The sequence below is a fragment of the Martinezella paranaensis genome (assembly GCF_014200235.1).
GTDB lineage: Bacteria > Pseudomonadota > Alphaproteobacteria > Rhizobiales > Rhizobiaceae > Rhizobium > Rhizobium paranaense.
On sequence record NZ_JACHBI010000018.1, the window covers coordinates 70,537 to 84,928 of the forward strand.

Genomic DNA, 14,392 nt, shown 5'->3' on the forward strand with positions numbered 1-14,392 from the left:
TCTGTCCTCCTATGATGGAATGGTTCCCATGGGTCTTTCCGACCCGTAATATTTTTCTGAGATCGCATTGGCCGCAGCGACTGCCTGCGCGCCGAATTCGTGAATGGTTGCTTTCGCGGTGCGAGAGAGCGGTGCCGCAACAGCAACGCAGCCGATCGGATGGCCGTTGGGCGTGCGGATCGGCGCCGCGGTACTGATGACGCCGGCTTCGAGACCTTGGTCACTGATGGAAAAGCCACGTGCTGCCGTCTCATCGAGCAGATCGCGCACACGCTGCGGGTCGACAACGGTGTGATCGGTAAATTTCTCGAGCGTCTTTCTGAGGGCTTCCTCGATCTCTGACCGCGGGCAGAATGCCAGGAAAGCGAGGCCGGACGCCGTGGCATGAAAAGGCAAGAGGCTGCCGACATCGATCATGATGCGGTGCGCGCGGGGCGAATCCTCCACATGGATGGTCGAGAGCTGCCCACCGGAGAATTCCGAAAGATGTACCGTTTCGGTTGACGATTCGGCGAGCGACTTGATGAACGGGATCGCGACCCGCAACAGGGGAAAGCGTGCTTCGCGAATGCGGGCGAGGCGAACCGGCGCCGATCCGATGCGATAGCGGCGCGTATCCTGATCCTGCTCGACGAAGCCGTGCTTTTCCAGCTCCACCAGAAAGCGGCGTGCGGTTGCCTTGTCCAGCGCGCACAGGCGGGCGATGTCGGTGAGGCCCGCCTCCTTGTCCAGCCGTGACAGGGTATCGAGCAATGAAAGCGCCTTTCCGATCGTGCTCATCGTTCCTCCTCTTGGGCGGGTCGGGTTCTGATTTCGTGCGTCCGGCCGAAGCTTCCGTCACATCAGGTCGCCGACCTTGCGCCGCGACACGATAGCAGCGACCCAAGATACTTAACATGCGAAATAACTTGACAGAGGCCGGCAATGTTTGCAAGTCTATATTTGAAGCTACGGTTCAAATAATGAACCTTAAGCGCTGATGGCGGTAAAATCAACAAAAGCTCAAGCCCCGCTCGTCAGTCCGGTTTTGGTGGAGGTCGCCTGCGCGCAATCGCAGCGATGATCGGATATTCTCAACAAGGGGAACGAACGCAGATGAACACACAAAATTCGCAAGGGCCGGCTGAAAACCAGTTGCGCAAAAATAGCCTCGGCGTGGGTGCCGTGACGTTTCTGGTGGTTTCGGCCGCAGCGCCGCTCACCGCGGTCGCTGGCGGCGTGCCGCTTTCGATGATGCTTGGCAACGGGCCGGGCATCCCGCTGACCTTCCTATTGGTGACAGGGATTCTATTGCTGTTTTCCGTCGGCTATGTCGCCATGGCGCGCCATATCCGCAATGCCGGCGCCTTCTATGCCTATACGGCCCAAGGTCTCGGCGGCCTCATGGGCGGCGCTGCCGCGCTGATCGCCATCCTCGCCTACAATGCCATGCAGGTCGGCGTTCTCGGGCTTTTCGGGGCGGCTACGAAGGGTTTCTTTGCCGAGCAGCTCGGCCTTGATCTTCCCTGGTGGGTCTGGAGCTTTGTCGGCATCGCTTTCGTTGCCGTTTTTGGCTACCGACGCGTCGACCTATCGGCCAAGGTGCTGATGGTGCTCGTCATTCTCGAATATCTGGTCGTGCTCATCATCGACGCTGCCATCTTCGTCCAGGGCGGCGATGCCGGTCTCTCCGCAGCACCCTTCACCCCGACCGCTTTTTGGAGCGGGACGCCTGCCATCGGCCTCCTGTTCTGCTTCGCCGCCTTCATCGGCTTTGAGGCAACGACCATCTACAGCGAGGAAGCCCGCGAGCCGGAAAAGACCGTACCGCGCGCAACCTATATTTCAGTTCTCATCATCGGCCTCTTCTACATGCTGACCTCGTGGCTGATGGTGAACGGTGCCGGCGTCGATAAACTCGTTCCGACCCTGCAAGGCCTTGCCGATCCGACCACGTTCCTCTTCGGTCTTGCCGAGCGCTATGTCGGTCATTGGATTACGGTCGTGATGAGCGTTCTCTTCATCACCAGCCTCTTTGCCGGCGTCCTTGCGTTCCACAATGGCGTGGCACGTTATATGTATGTCGCCGGTCGCGAGGGCCTGTTGCCGAAGTCGGTCGGCGTCACGCATCCGATCTTCCAGAGCCCGCATGTCGGCTCGACCATCCAGACCGTCATCGCCGTGCTCGTGGTCGCGCTCTTTGCGGTGACGGGTCAGGATCCGGTGCTGGCGCTCTTCTCCTGGCTCACCAATGTCGCCACGCTGGCAATCATTCTGCTAATGGCATTCACGGCCTTCTCGATCGTGGTGTTCTTCACCCGAAATCCTGGGCTGGAACGCAACGCATTGGCAGTCAAGGTTTTGCCGATCGTGACGGGCCTGATCCTTTTGGCGCTCGTCTATTACATCTCGGCGAACTTCGGCGCGATCGCTGGTGCCAATGGCGTGCTCGCCGTCTTGTTGCCGGGCCTCGTGCTGATCGCTGCAGTCATCGGGCTTGTCGCAGCGGCCCGCCTGAAGTCTTCGGATGCGGCAGGCTTTGCCCGCCTCGGCGCCGGCCAGGAAGCCTGAAGCCGTTCCAATCGCGGTGGCGGGAAAGACCCGCCACCCTCTTTGTGAGAAAATGAGATGCAGGACAAGATCGACCAGCTCCGGGCACTACCCGTTCCCCCACAGGCATTGTTTATCGGCGGTGCATGGCGCCAGGCGGCCAGCGGTGCTGCGATGGACGTTGTTTCGCCGATCGATGGAACGAGACTGACCACCATCGCCGATGCCGGCAAGCAAGATGTCGATCTTGCGGTCAAGGCTGCGCGACATGCCTTTGAAAAGGGGACTTGGTCAAAAGCCGCACCGGCGGAGCGCAAGAAGGTGCTGCTGAAGATCGCCGAGCTGATCGAGAAGAACGCGCTCGAACTGGCCGTGCTTGGCGTACGTGACAACGGCACGGAAATCTCTATGGCCCTGAAGGCCGAGCCCGGCAGCGCCGCGGGCACGTTCCGCTATTATGCTGAGGCGACCGACAAGGTCTATGGCGAGATCGCCCCGACGGCAGAGAATATTCTGGGTCTGATCCATCGCGAGCCGGTGGGCGTCGTAGCCGCGATCGTGCCGTGGAATTTCCCGATGATGATCGGCGCCTGGAAGATTGCTCCGGCGCTCGCCGCGGGCAATTCCGTCGTGCTGAAACCCGCTGAAGGTGCATCGCTGACGCTTCTCAAACTTGCCGAAATTTGTACTGAGGCCGGATTGCCTGAAGGCGTGTTCAACGTTGTCACCGGGCGCGGCGCCATCTGCGGCGAGGCGCTGGGATTGCATATGGATATCGATGTGCTCGCCTTCACCGGGTCCGGTCCCATTGGACGGCGACTGTTAGAATATTCGGCGCGCTCAAATCTGAAGCGCGTCTATCTGGAGCTCGGCGGCAAGTCCCCGAACATCGTCTTTGCCGATGCGCCGGATCTCGATCAGGCGGCCAAGGTGTCGGCCTACGGCATCTTCCGCAATTCCGGCCAGGTCTGCGTCGCCGGCTCCCGGCTACTCGTCGAAAAGTCGATCCATGCCACCTTCTCGGAGAAGGTCGCCCGCATCGCCGAGAGCATGAAAGTCGGCGATCCCCTGCAGTTGACGACGGAAGCGGGCGCTATTTCCAGCGAGATCCAATTGAAGAAGGACCTCGGCTATGTCGCGCAGGCGGTATCGGAGGGCGCATCGTTGCGTAGCGGCGGCTCGCGCATTCTTGAGGAAACCGGCGGCTACTACATGCGACCGACCGTCTTCGATGTCACCCCGTCCATGACTTTGGCACGCGAAGAGGTGTTCGGGCCTGTCCTGTCGATCATTCCCTTCGAAACAGAGGCTGAAGCTCTGCAGATTGCCAATGCCACGGAATATGGTCTGGCTTCCGCTGTCTGGTCGTCGAACCTGTCGCGGGCCCATCGAATGGTGCGCGGAATTCGCGCCGGCGTGGTGCATGTCAACACCTATGGCGGCGCCGATAACAGCGTGCCGCTTGGCGGCGTCAGGCAATCGGGTAACGGCCACGACAAGTCGCTGCATGCGTTTGACAAATACGTGGATCTGAAGACGGCGTGGATCCAGCTCTGACGTGATGCGGGACCGCGTCGTTTCAATTTAGGCGACGCGGCAGTCCAGATTGTCGGAATGCTCTTCTTGTCATGCAAACAGGGTGCCGCGCGATCGTCGGCACCCTGTTTGTTTCCAGCGATCAGGCGGAGGTCTACCCGCCGAAGCTGCCTGATTGGGTTGGCACATGCACATAGTTACGGTCGAAATAGAGAAGGGCGTGCCCATCCCTGCGACTGCGAATATCCATCACTTCGCCGATGAAGATATGGTGGGTGCCGACGAGACGTGCCTCCGTCAAGCGGCAATCGAAGGAAACGATCGCGTCTGAAAGCGCCTGGCTGCCGGAACGGAAGTCGATCCATTCCGCTGCGGCATAGCGGTCGTCCATGTCTTCGCGCTGGCCGGCAAAGTAGCCGGCTAGTTCCTTGTGCTCCTGCGTCAGGACGTTGACGCAGAAGCGACGGTTTTCGAAGAAGAGGGCTGTTTGTGTCGAGCGGCTGTTCATGCAGACCAGCAGTGTCGGCGGTTCGTCGGTGACGCTGCACATGGCCGTGGCGGTGAAGCCGCCGCGGCCGGCGGGGCCGTTGGTGGTGATCACGTTGACCGGCGCGCAGACCCGCGCCATCGCGTTGCGGAATTCGGTTTTCGAGAGTTGCTCCTCCATGGCAGCGGCCTCACTCGGCGGCATTGCGGATGGGGGAGGTTTGCCCAAGCGGCGGGAGCCAGGTGTCTCCAGTCCAGCCGTTTTCGTCGTAATCGCTCATGCAGCGATCGACGAGGGCTTCCATCTCCTTCAAACGGCCGCCTCGTTCGGCGCCCTTGAGCACCTGCAGCCGGACCTCTTCCGGCGCACCGGCATAGTTGAGCTCGTAAAGGGCATGCCGTCCGCCGAATTCGGTGCCGGTCGCATCCCAGAGCAACTTCATGATCTTGATGCGTTCGATATGGCCCATGTCGTTGGAGCCGCGCACATATTGGGCGAGGTAGCGGTCGATCTCCGGATTGCTGAAATCCTTGGCTGAAGAGGGCAAGTAGATGAGGCCCGAGGCGACGACCTTGCGCACCGTTTCGATGACACGCGGATAGGCCTCCGACATGAAGGTGCGGTAGGAAAGGGCGGCTTCCATGTTTGGCAGCACCGCGCCATTGGCCCAGGGCTGAGGATTGTAGGCCATGGCGTGGGAGAAAGACCAGAACATGTGGCGAAGCGCGATGACTTCGCCGAGTGCGGCCTGATTGCCCCGGAAGGCATCGCCGCCGGTGGCCCGCAGCGCCTTGGCCAGCAGTCCGGCGATGAAATCGAGTTTGACGGCGAAACGCGTGCAGCCCTGGAAACAATAGCCATGCATGAAGCCGGAAGCCGGATGGAAGGAGAGGATCTTCGCCGCATCGCGCAGCACGAGCACATCCTCCCAAGGCACGAAGACGTTGTCGAGCACAAGGATCGCGTCGTTTTCGTCAAAGCGTGACGACAGCGGATAGTCGAACGGATGTCCCACCGTATTGGCGGTCTGCTCATAGGAGACGCGGCAGAACATCTTGATGCCAGGCGCATTCATCGGCACGATGAACATCACCGACAGCGAGGGGTCTTCCGTGACCGTTGCCGAGCTCTGAGCAAGGAAATTGTAGTGGGTGAGCGCCGAAGACGTCGCCACCACCTTGGCGCCGGAGACGTAAATGCCGGCATCGGTTTCCTTGGTGATATGAACGAAGACATTCTTGACGGCATCGGCCGGCTTGTGACGGTCGATCGGTGGATTGACGATCGCGTGATTCATGAACAGCACGGATTCCTGCGCGCGCTTGTGCCAGGAAAGCGCATTGTCCTTGAACGGACCGTACCAGTCGGCATTGGCGCCGAGCGTGTTCATGAGCGCCGCCTTGTAATCAGCCGTGCGGCCCATCCAGCCATAGGACATGCGCGCCCAATCGGCGACGGCGCCCTGCTGCGCCACGAGCTCAGCGGAAGACTTCGCGACCCGGAAATATTTGTGGGTGTAGCCGCCGTTGCCGGTATCGGTCGGTGAGGTCAGGCGCTCCTTGGACTTTTCGTCGTGCAGCGCATCATACATGCGCGCGATGGAGCGTGCGGAATTGCGCATCGAGGGATGCGCCGTCACATCGGCAATGCGCTCGCCATTGATATAGACTTCGCGACCATCGCGCAGGCTTTCCAGATATTCGGCGCCGGTAAACGGACGGGTCTTGTCGCTGCGATGATCTTCAGCTCGCATCTCGTATTCCTCCATTGAGATATTGACAAAAGCTAATTCGGAACGCGACGCGCGGCCATGGACAAACTCTCTAATTCGCTGGTACTTTTTCCGGCATGACGTTGCGAAGCGAAGTTCCGAATTTCTTTGTCTATGGCGAGCCGAGCCGTTCGCTTGAGGTCGGCTTTTTGCATGTCGAAACGGTGATGGAGCGCAAAACGCTGCATTTCGGCCATGTTGCGCCCCACCAGCATCCGCTGATGGGGCAGATCACCTTTTGGTTCCAGGGTGGCGGAACCTATCGAATAGAAGATGAGACTTGGAACTTTTCTGCTCCGGCGATCAGCTTTGTCCCGAGCAATGTCGTCCACGGGTTTGACGTCGAGGACACATCGGATGCCATTGTGGTCTCGGTTTCCGACGACATGTTGAAGGCGCTCGCGCCACAGGTGGATCTCAGCCTCGACGTTCCGATTTTCCTGACCGGCCAACCGTCGGATCCGGCATGGTCAAAGCTCGGCACGCTTCTCGACATGATTGCGGAAGAATATCGAGAGCGGGGAGCCGAAGGCGAGAAGGTTCTGGGCGGCCTGATCGGCGTCGTGTTGTCCCTCATGGGCCGTATCGGCGGCCGCATGGCGTTACCATCCACCTCGCCGACGGTCGCGCTTGGGCTTGCGCTGCGCCGTGCCATTGATCTTCACTACAAGAAGGATTGGCCCGTCGGAGCCTATGTGAACCTGCTGGCGACCACGCCGCATCTCCTCGATAAGGCAGCCCGCGAAGTCTTCGGGCGGTCTGTCAAGGAGTTGCTATTGGAGCGGCGGCTGCTGGAGGCGAAGCGTCTCCTGATGTTTACCGTTCGACCGGTGGAAGACATCGGTCGTGAGATCGGCTTCGAGGATCCGGCCTATTTTTCACGTTTCTTTCGCAAGCGGATCGGCGAAGCGCCCGCCGCTTGGCGCCGGCGTCACCTACAGCCGGAATGATAACGAGAAACAGGTTCAATCAGAATATTTCGCCGATCTAGATGCCGTCGCGCAAGTTTTCGATCCGCACGGATGACGTGGCGATTTCCTCGAACTTCACCCTACATGGCTGGCCGAGCGGCGCCTGAGCAATCAGCCCTACACAAAAGGGCTCGCCCGCGGAGCCGAGCACAAAGATTCGCACCATCTTCCAGAAGCGCCCGTCGAGCGACCAATGAAACGCGACCAGATTGCCGTTCTTGTGGATTCGTAGATAGACCGACTCGGTATTCGGCTCCTCCGAATTGCAATCATCGGACGTGTCCCGCGTTACAACGGAGACGATGGTAGCGTCATTGAGCGCGGACAGCTCGTGGACCAGTTTGGCCCAGTGGCCAGACGCGGCGCGGATAATCAGCCCACCGGCGTCATAGATCGTGGCGAGAGCGGCGGTAACCTTCACCTGGAGAACAAAGACATGCGAGGCCACGGCAACCTCCAGCGACGGCGCGTTTAGCTCCGGCGCGGACCCGTCCGGGCTGACGAAATAATTCGTTCCGCCAAGCGCTTCGATCTCCACACTGTCGTCAGTGACGGTAAATGTGCCGAATTCGGGGTTCACGCGATTTGCCGCGTTCAGATTCATTATTCTCTCCTATTTCCTTCCGCCCGCGATTGAATCGCACCGCTGCCGAGCGGCCGCCGGCATGCAGGTAGTCTCGGTAACGGTGAATGAATTCGGGTGCAAGCTGTCCGCCGGCCATCGTCGTGAAGTGCAGCCTTTGAGTAGCTTTTTGCTTCGGAAAGACCCGTATGAGCTGTTGCGCACCACGTATGGAGCATGCCAACCACTCGACGTTTGACAGCTTTTAGTCCAGGCGAACGCTAATCTTTGGAGTTCGCAGCGAACGAGCGGGCATGCACTTATCCGCGAGGGATCGATTTTGGACGCCAGAACAAGTTTGACTAAGACTTGCTGCTTTTCTGGAATTGCTCTCGCTATTCGCTCTGTCGGAAATTGCGGATCCGATCGAAGAGCACAGCAAGCACGATCGCACCGCCGATGAAGGTCCCTTGCCAGAAGGCATTGATGCCGAGCAGGCCGAGGCTGTTGCGGATCACCTCGATCAGCGCGGCTCCGATTAGTGCACCGAAGGCGGTGCCGACGCCGCCGGCGAGATTGGCGCCGCCGATGACGGCGGCCGCAATGACCTGGAGTTCCATGCCGGCGCCGATATTGGTGGTGACGGCGCCGAGCCAGCCCGTTTGAACGATGCCGGCGAGTCCTGCCGAAAGGGCGGATATCATGTAGACGGCAACTTTGATCTTTCTGACCGGCACGCCCGTGAGCGTTGCCGCCTGCTCATTGCCGCCGATCGCGAAGATATAGCGGCCGAACCTGGTCCAGCGCAGCAGGAAGCCGGTGATCAGCGCCAGCACGATCATGTAGATCACAGGATTGGCGATGCCGAAAAGCCAGGCGCCGCCGCCGAGCGCCAGCAGCTTGTCGTGATCGGGTCCGAACTGGAAAACCACGGTGTTGTTTGAGGCGACCATGGCAATGCTGCGCGCGATCGACAGCATGCCCAGCGTCACGACGAAGGGCGGAAAACCGAGATAGGCGATCAATATGCCGTTGAAGACGCCGATCAGGAGCGCAGTGCCGATTGAGGCCGCGATGCCGACCTCGATACCGTAGCCGGCATGCATGACCACCGCGAGCACCATGCTGCATAGGCAGAGCACGGACCCCACCGACAGGTCGATACCGCCGGTGACGATGACCATCGTCATTCCGAGAGCGATGATGGCGATGAAAGTGACGTTCCGGGTGATATTGTAGAGGTTCTTGGCCGTCGCGAAGGAATCCGTCGCAAAGGACAGGAAAAGACAGGCGAGAATGACGGCGATCAGCACCCAGAAGGTCTGGCTCGCCAAAATGGTGGCCAGCCAGCTTTGCTGCTTCTGCTCGATCGTCCGGTCCAGGGTAATTGCCATTGTCGACCTTCTTTTCTTCGCGAAACGCGCTTGCCGCCTTAGACCTGTTCGATAGCCCCGGTGATGAGCCCGGTGACCTCTTCCGGGGAGCTTGTTGCAATTGGCTTGTCGGCGACTTTTCTGCCCCGCCGCATCACGATGACCCTATCGGCCACATCGAAGACATCCGGCATGCGATGGCTGATCAGGATGACAGCGATGCCACGGTCGCGCAGATGACGGATCAGGTTCAGAACTTCTGCCACCTGCCGGACCGAAATTGCCGCCGTGGGCTCGTCCATCAGCACGATCTTTGCCTCGGACAGCATGGTGCGGGCAATCGCCACCGCCTGCCGTTGACCGCCGGACATCTGCTTGACGAGATCGCGCGGCCTGGTCTCCGACTTGAGCTCCTTGAAGATTTGCCCGGCTCGCTTGTACATCGCCTTATAGTCGAGCACGCGCAAAGGGCCGATGCCATGCCGTAGCTCGCGGCCGAGAAAGACGTTCGCCGCCGCCGACAGATTGTTGCAGAGCGCGAGGTCCTGATAGACGATCTCGATGCCGTGCTGCCGCGCTTCCACCGGGCGATGGAGTACAAGTTCGGCGCCATCGAGCCGCATCATTCCGTGGCTCGGCCGGAAGTTGCCGGCGATCATTTTGACCAGTGTCGATTTGCCGGCGCCGTTGTCGCCCATGAGGCCGACGACCTGTCCTGCCTCCAGCGAAAACGAAACGTCGTTGACCGCTTGGATTGCACCAAAATGCTTGGAAATATTTGTAAGCTCGAGAACCGCCACCAGCCTTCTAGCCTCCCGAACCCTGCCGGCTTGGGACAGATGCCCATGCTCGTCTCGGACCACGGTTCGCTTCCCCGATCTCCTCCTAGAAAAGCGACTGCTTATATTTATGCAAAACCTGGTGAGAGCGTCAATCAATCGCCCGATGAATTGGCTCAACTAACTCAAAAATTGTTTAGCAAAGGCAAATACTCGTTGACGAGCGAAGCGCTAGAATATTAGCTATTTATAGAGGTAGGGGTATGCTGATCCTTGTCACCGGAGCGACGGGCAAGGTCGGGCAGCATTTTATCGCCGAGCTGCTTGACGACCCGCGGTTTTCGAAAGCGCGCATCCGTGCGCTTTGCCATAATCGTCTGTGTCCTGAAAACGACCGCGTTGAGGTGACACGCGGCTCGATCGCGGATCGGAACGTGGTGATTGCGGCGCTTTCCGGGGTCACTCATATTCTGCATCTTGCCACCTGTAAGGAAACGCCCGACGACGTCATGGACGTGACGGTCAAGGGTCTCTTCTGGCTGCTTGAGGAATTCCGCACAAGCGCGACCGCGCGGCAGTTCATCCTCATCGGCGGCGATGCCGGCATCGGCCATTTCTATTATCGCCATGATGGTCCGATTACCGAGCATGCGCCGCACCGAGCCTATCCCGGATGTTACGCGTTGTCGAAAGTGCTGGAAGAGGTGATGCTGGAGCAGTTCACGATCCAATACGGCATCAATGGCTGCTGTCTCCGTGCGCCCTGGATCATGGAAAAGGATGACTTCAAATGCAGCTTATCCTTTGGCGACGACGTATTCGGCGGCCCCCGCTGGAAAACGCTGGTTCCGGAGGCCGACGCCGAGCAATACGCACGAACGGGGACCGTGCCTCTGCTGCGCGATGCCGACGGCCGGCCGCTGAAACGCAATTTCGTGCATGTCGATGATCTCGTCTCGGCAATCCTTTCGGCGATCGACAATCCGCGTGCGAAGAAAGAGCTCTTCAACATCTGCATGGACCGCCCGGTCGATTATGGGGAAGTCGCTGCTTACCTTGCCCGCACGCGAGGCCTCGACTCCGTCGACATACCAAGCCGATATTATTCGAACTGGATGGACAACAGCAAGGCCAAGTACCTGCTGGACTGGCAACCCAAATACGATCTGGAAATGCTCATCGACTCGGCTTGGCGTTACGAGCGGCCACGCAATGATCCGCGCGTCGTCTGGTATCCGGGTTGATCGCATGACGGACACGCCGTGTCCGCCTGTTTCAAGTGGAGGTACCAATGAAGAAAACGTTATTGATTGCCACCGCAGTGCTGGCACTGGCCGCGGGGGATGCCCTTGCCAAAAAGCAGCTCGTCATCGTGGTGAAAGGCCTCGACAACCCGTTCTTCGAGGCAATCAACCAGGGGTGCCAGAAGTGGAACAAGGAAAATGCCAGCGCGGAATATGAGTGCTTCTACACTGGCCCGGCATCGACATCCGACGAGGCAGGAGAGGCGCAGATCGTCCAGGACATGCTCGGCAAGGCCGACACGGCTGCGATTGCGATTTCGCCGTCGAATGCAAAGCTTATCGCCCAGACCCTCAAGACGGCCAATCCATCGGTCCCGGTGATGACGATCGACGCTGATCTTGCCGCTGAAGATTCCGCTCTGCGCAAGACCTATCTCGGAACGGACAACTACCTGATGGGTGTTCGTATCGGAGAATATATTAAGAAGGCCAAACCCAATGGCGGGAAAATTTGCCTGATCGAAGGCAATCCCGGCGCCGACAACATTCTGCGCCGCGCCCAGGGTACACGCGATGCCCTAACCGGCAAGAAAGGGCTAACGGCGCTGAAGGGCGAAGGCGGCTGGACCGAAGTCGCAGGCTGCCCGGTCTTCACCAATGACGACGGTGCCAAGGGCGTTCAGGCGATGACCGACATCCTCGCCGCTAATCCGGATCTCGATGGTTTCGCCATCGAAGGCGGCTGGCCGCTGTTCGGAGCGCCGCAGCCCTACCGGGATCTGTTCAAGCCCATGGCCAAGCGTCTCGCCAGCAACGATTTCGTCATCGGTGCCGCCGACACCATCGGTGACGAAGTAGCGATCGCACGCGAAGGTCTGGTTACCGCTCTCGTCGGCCAACGGCCTTTCGAAATGGGCTACAAGGCACCTTCCGTAATGATGGATCTGATTGCCGGCAAGAAGGTCGATGATCCAGTCTTCACCGGCCTTGACGAATGCACCAAGGATACGGTCGATACCTGTATCCAGAAATGACGTTCGCCTTTGGAGGGTCTGCCTCGCGGTTACGGTGCCGGTCGACACCACGACCATTACACCTGGCAACGCAAAGCAGATGGGAAAATAATGACCGAAATAGGCCCGGCTGGACGCCTTCGTCCCGCCGGGCTGAGATCAATTTCTGGCATAGCCCCGAGATCAACCGCCCGATCCCATCTGTCGGCAAGGTCTTCAGGAGAGGAGGGCCCCGCGCGCCTGACGCCCTGATTGATATGGGGGCGTCTTGGCTGCCGGCTGCTTCGGCCAGTTTCAATTCAGCGACTGATTTCGTCCCTTCGTCTCGGTCGAACGAGGGACCACTATATAGGATCGATCACCGACTGATCCGAGTGGACAAAATAATCGACGAGAGTGTGCGCTCGACACCATCGACCATGCCGATTTCGTCGACAAGTCGATCAAGCTCCGAGATCGATGGCGCTTCAATAACCGCGATAAGATCGAACGTACCGCTCACGGAATGAAGCGACTTGACCGCCTGAATGCGCTGAAGCGTGCTGCAAACCTGTGAGAGCACCTTCGGTGCAAGCGTGATCATGATATGCGCTCTCACCAGGCTCGATGAATAAGCATCTGACAACCTGACGCCATAGCCTGCAATAACGCCTTCTCTTTCCAGTCGCTCCAAGCGGGCCTGTACCGTCGTTCGCGATAGAAGCAGCTTTTTTGCCAATGTCGCCACTGGCATCCGGGCATTGTCGCCCAGCAACGCCAGCAATTCCCGATCCTTGTCTGTGAGGTTCATCGCTTCCTCGACATTATGATAATCAGCCTCGTCGATCTGCCAAATAATATGCAGCATAATGCGCTATTGGTCGCTATGATTCGATCGAACTCCCCTCACATTTATAAAAATCCTATATGCAAACCGAGGGGACTTATATGATGGACATAGTGGTAATTGGTGCCGGCAAGATCGGTGGCGCGATCGCTGTGATGCTCGCTGAAACTGGCGATTACAATGTGATCGTGACGGATCGCGACCAGGTTCAGTTAGCAAAGCTGGACAATCATCCGGCGATATCTGGTGCAGTGGTCGATATTGCCGACAAGAAGGCACTTGTCGATGTGCTCCGCGGCAAGTTTGCTGTCCTCTCGGCAGCACCATTTAATCTCACCGGCAAGGTGGCCGAAGCAGCTCTTGAGGCATCGGTCCATTACCTCGATCTCACGGAAGATGTCGCCACGACCAAAAAGGTCGAAGAATTGGCAAAGGGTTCCGACCTGGCCTTCATTCCCCAGTGCGGCTTGGCTCCCGGTTTTATTTCAATTGTGGCGAACGATCTTGCCAAGCGATTTGACACTCTGGATAGCGTCCGCATGCGGGTGGGCGCACTGCCGCAGTATCCGTCTAATGCTCTGAACTACAATCTCACCTGGAGCACCGATGGGCTCATCAACGAATACATCGAGCCCTGCGAAGCGATCGTCGAAGGCAAGCTGGTGACTGTTCCGGCCATGGAAGAGCGGGAAGAGTTTTCCCTCGATGGCGTCACCTACGAAGCGTTCAATACGTCCGGCGGCCTCGGCACGCTGGCCAAGACACTCGAGAGCCGCGTGCGCACGATGAACTACCGGACGATCCGGTATCCCGGCCACCAGGCTATAATTAAGGCGCTTCTGAACGACCTTAACCTGAAAAACCGTCGTGATGTGCTGAAGGATCTTTTCGAGCACGCACTTCCTGCCACCATGCAGGACGTCGTCGTGATCTTCGTCACCGTTTGCGGCTGGAAGGACGGTCGCTATCTTCAGGAAACCTATGCAAACAAGGTCTACGCAGGGGTCGTTGCTGGCAAGAGGATGAGTGCCATCCAGGTCACGACGGCGGCTGGCATAACGACGGTTCTTGATCTTCTTGCTTCTGGAAAGCTCCCTCAGAAGGGCTTCGTTCGGCAGGAAGAGGTCACTCTAGCCGATTTCCTCAACAATCGCTTTGGACGGGTCTACGACCCGGAAGCGCTTCGTCTAAAGCAGGCCGTTTAGCCTCAACGTCAGAATGACCAACACGCTGACATCGTTAGATATCGGGCGTGTTGGTCCTGCGGAGGCGGCGCAGGCCCAAGGTTTAGGCGTATGTAG

13 protein-coding genes are annotated in these 14,392 nt (G+C 58.8%); 6 read left to right on the forward strand and 7 right to left on the reverse strand.

The features are described from left to right. Positions 1-9: 9 nt before the first annotated feature. Complete coding sequence (locus GGD50_RS28765) at positions 10-780, reverse strand: IclR family transcriptional regulator (RefSeq protein ID WP_183940570.1); 771 nt, start codon at positions 778-780, stop codon at positions 10-12. A 315-nt stretch (positions 781-1,095) separates the two neighbouring features. Between GGD50_RS28765 and GGD50_RS28770 the strand changes: the two genes are divergently transcribed. Next, positions 1,096-2,550 (forward strand): APC family permease, encoded by a 1,455-nt coding sequence (locus GGD50_RS28770; RefSeq protein ID WP_183940572.1) that lies wholly within the window; start codon positions 1,096-1,098, stop codon positions 2,548-2,550. A 57-nt stretch (positions 2,551-2,607) separates the two neighbouring features. Further along, entirely contained in the window at positions 2,608-4,086 is a 1,479-nt protein-coding gene (locus tag GGD50_RS28775; RefSeq protein ID WP_183940574.1) for an aldehyde dehydrogenase, read from the forward strand. 133 nt (positions 4,087-4,219) lie between these two features. Here the strand turns inward: GGD50_RS28775 and GGD50_RS28780 are convergent, their stop codons facing one another. Both GGD50_RS28780 and GGD50_RS28785 read right to left on the reverse strand, forming a co-directional pair. Then, positions 4,220-4,732, reverse strand: a complete 513-nt coding sequence (locus GGD50_RS28780) for a flavin reductase (protein ID WP_183940576.1) — start codon at positions 4,730-4,732, stop codon at positions 4,220-4,222. A 10-nt stretch (positions 4,733-4,742) separates the two neighbouring features. Continuing rightward, positions 4,743-6,305, reverse strand: coding sequence for a 4-hydroxyphenylacetate 3-hydroxylase N-terminal domain-containing protein (locus GGD50_RS28785; RefSeq protein WP_183940578.1), 1,563 nt, complete (start codon positions 6,303-6,305; stop codon positions 4,743-4,745). Between the two features lie 95 nt (positions 6,306-6,400). Between GGD50_RS28785 and GGD50_RS28790 the strand changes: the two genes are divergently transcribed. Then, a complete protein-coding gene (locus GGD50_RS28790) occupies positions 6,401-7,273 on the forward strand; it encodes a helix-turn-helix domain-containing protein (RefSeq protein WP_183940580.1) in 873 nt (290 codons plus the stop codon). Positions 7,274-7,310: 37 nt separating this feature from the next. On the opposite strand, the gene GGD50_RS28795 is transcribed toward GGD50_RS28790, so the two are convergent. The 3 genes from GGD50_RS28795 to GGD50_RS28805 all read right to left on the reverse strand — a co-directional run bounded on the left by GGD50_RS28795 (position 7,311) and on the right by GGD50_RS28805 (position 10,092). Beyond that, complete coding sequence (locus GGD50_RS28795) at positions 7,311-7,898, reverse strand: DUF1349 domain-containing protein (protein ID WP_183940582.1); 588 nt, start codon at positions 7,896-7,898, stop codon at positions 7,311-7,313. A 353-nt stretch (positions 7,899-8,251) separates the two neighbouring features. Further along, entirely contained in the window at positions 8,252-9,250 is a 999-nt protein-coding gene (locus GGD50_RS28800) for an ABC transporter permease (protein WP_183940584.1), read from the reverse strand. Positions 9,251-9,288: 38 nt separating this feature from the next. Then, positions 9,289-10,092, reverse strand: a complete 804-nt coding sequence (locus GGD50_RS28805; RefSeq protein WP_331371174.1) for an ATP-binding cassette domain-containing protein — start codon at positions 10,090-10,092, stop codon at positions 9,289-9,291. 179 nt (positions 10,093-10,271) lie between these two features. Here GGD50_RS28805 and GGD50_RS28810 point away from each other — a divergent pair, with 179 nt between their 5' ends. Beyond that, on the forward strand, positions 10,272-11,252 hold the full coding sequence (locus tag GGD50_RS28810; RefSeq protein ID WP_183940588.1) for an NAD-dependent epimerase/dehydratase family protein: 981 nt from the start codon (positions 10,272-10,274) through the stop codon (positions 11,250-11,252). Between the two features lie 47 nt (positions 11,253-11,299). Beyond that, complete coding sequence (locus GGD50_RS28815; RefSeq protein ID WP_183940590.1) at positions 11,300-12,286, forward strand: sugar-binding protein; 987 nt, start codon at positions 11,300-11,302, stop codon at positions 12,284-12,286. A gap of 337 nt (positions 12,287-12,623) precedes the next feature. On the opposite strand, the gene GGD50_RS28820 is transcribed toward GGD50_RS28815, so the two are convergent. Further along, positions 12,624-13,055 carry an Lrp/AsnC family transcriptional regulator gene (locus GGD50_RS28820; protein ID WP_183940630.1) on the reverse strand — a complete coding sequence of 144 codons (432 nt, stop codon included), beginning with the start codon at positions 13,053-13,055 and terminating at the stop codon, positions 12,624-12,626. Between the two features lie 137 nt (positions 13,056-13,192). Between GGD50_RS28820 and GGD50_RS28825 the strand changes: the two genes are divergently transcribed. Beyond that, complete coding sequence (locus tag GGD50_RS28825) at positions 13,193-14,296, forward strand: saccharopine dehydrogenase family protein (RefSeq protein WP_183940592.1); 1,104 nt, start codon at positions 13,193-13,195, stop codon at positions 14,294-14,296. Positions 14,297-14,392: the final 96 nt, after the last annotated feature.

What these genes read in the sequence shown, in the direction of transcription:
- GGD50_RS28765 (WP_183940570.1), bottom strand. Translation starts at nt 780, where the DNA reads ATGAGCACGATCGGAAAGGCGCTTTCATTGCTCGATACCCTGTCACGG.
- GGD50_RS28800 (WP_183940584.1), bottom strand. Translation starts at nt 9,250, where the DNA reads ATGGCAATTACCCTGGACCGGACGATCGAGCAGAAGCAGCAAAGCTGG.
- GGD50_RS28780 (WP_183940576.1), bottom strand. Translation starts at nt 4,732, where the DNA reads ATGGAGGAGCAACTCTCGAAAACCGAATTCCGCAACGCGATGGCGCGG.
- GGD50_RS28790 (WP_183940580.1), top strand. Translation starts at nt 6,401, where the DNA reads ATGACGTTGCGAAGCGAAGTTCCGAATTTCTTTGTCTATGGCGAGCCG.
- GGD50_RS28785 (WP_183940578.1), bottom strand. Translation starts at nt 6,305, where the DNA reads ATGCGAGCTGAAGATCATCGCAGCGACAAGACCCGTCCGTTTACCGGC.
- GGD50_RS28825 (WP_183940592.1), top strand. Translation starts at nt 13,193, where the DNA reads ATGATGGACATAGTGGTAATTGGTGCCGGCAAGATCGGTGGCGCGATC.
- GGD50_RS28815 (WP_183940590.1), top strand. Translation starts at nt 11,300, where the DNA reads ATGAAGAAAACGTTATTGATTGCCACCGCAGTGCTGGCACTGGCCGCG.
- GGD50_RS28770 (WP_183940572.1), top strand. Translation starts at nt 1,096, where the DNA reads ATGAACACACAAAATTCGCAAGGGCCGGCTGAAAACCAGTTGCGCAAA.
- GGD50_RS28810 (WP_183940588.1), top strand. Translation starts at nt 10,272, where the DNA reads ATGCTGATCCTTGTCACCGGAGCGACGGGCAAGGTCGGGCAGCATTTT.
- GGD50_RS28820 (WP_183940630.1), bottom strand. Translation starts at nt 13,055, where the DNA reads ATGAACCTCACAGACAAGGATCGGGAATTGCTGGCGTTGCTGGGCGAC.
- GGD50_RS28795 (WP_183940582.1), bottom strand. Translation starts at nt 7,898, where the DNA reads ATGAATCTGAACGCGGCAAATCGCGTGAACCCCGAATTCGGCACATTT.
- GGD50_RS28775 (WP_183940574.1), top strand. Translation starts at nt 2,608, where the DNA reads ATGCAGGACAAGATCGACCAGCTCCGGGCACTACCCGTTCCCCCACAG.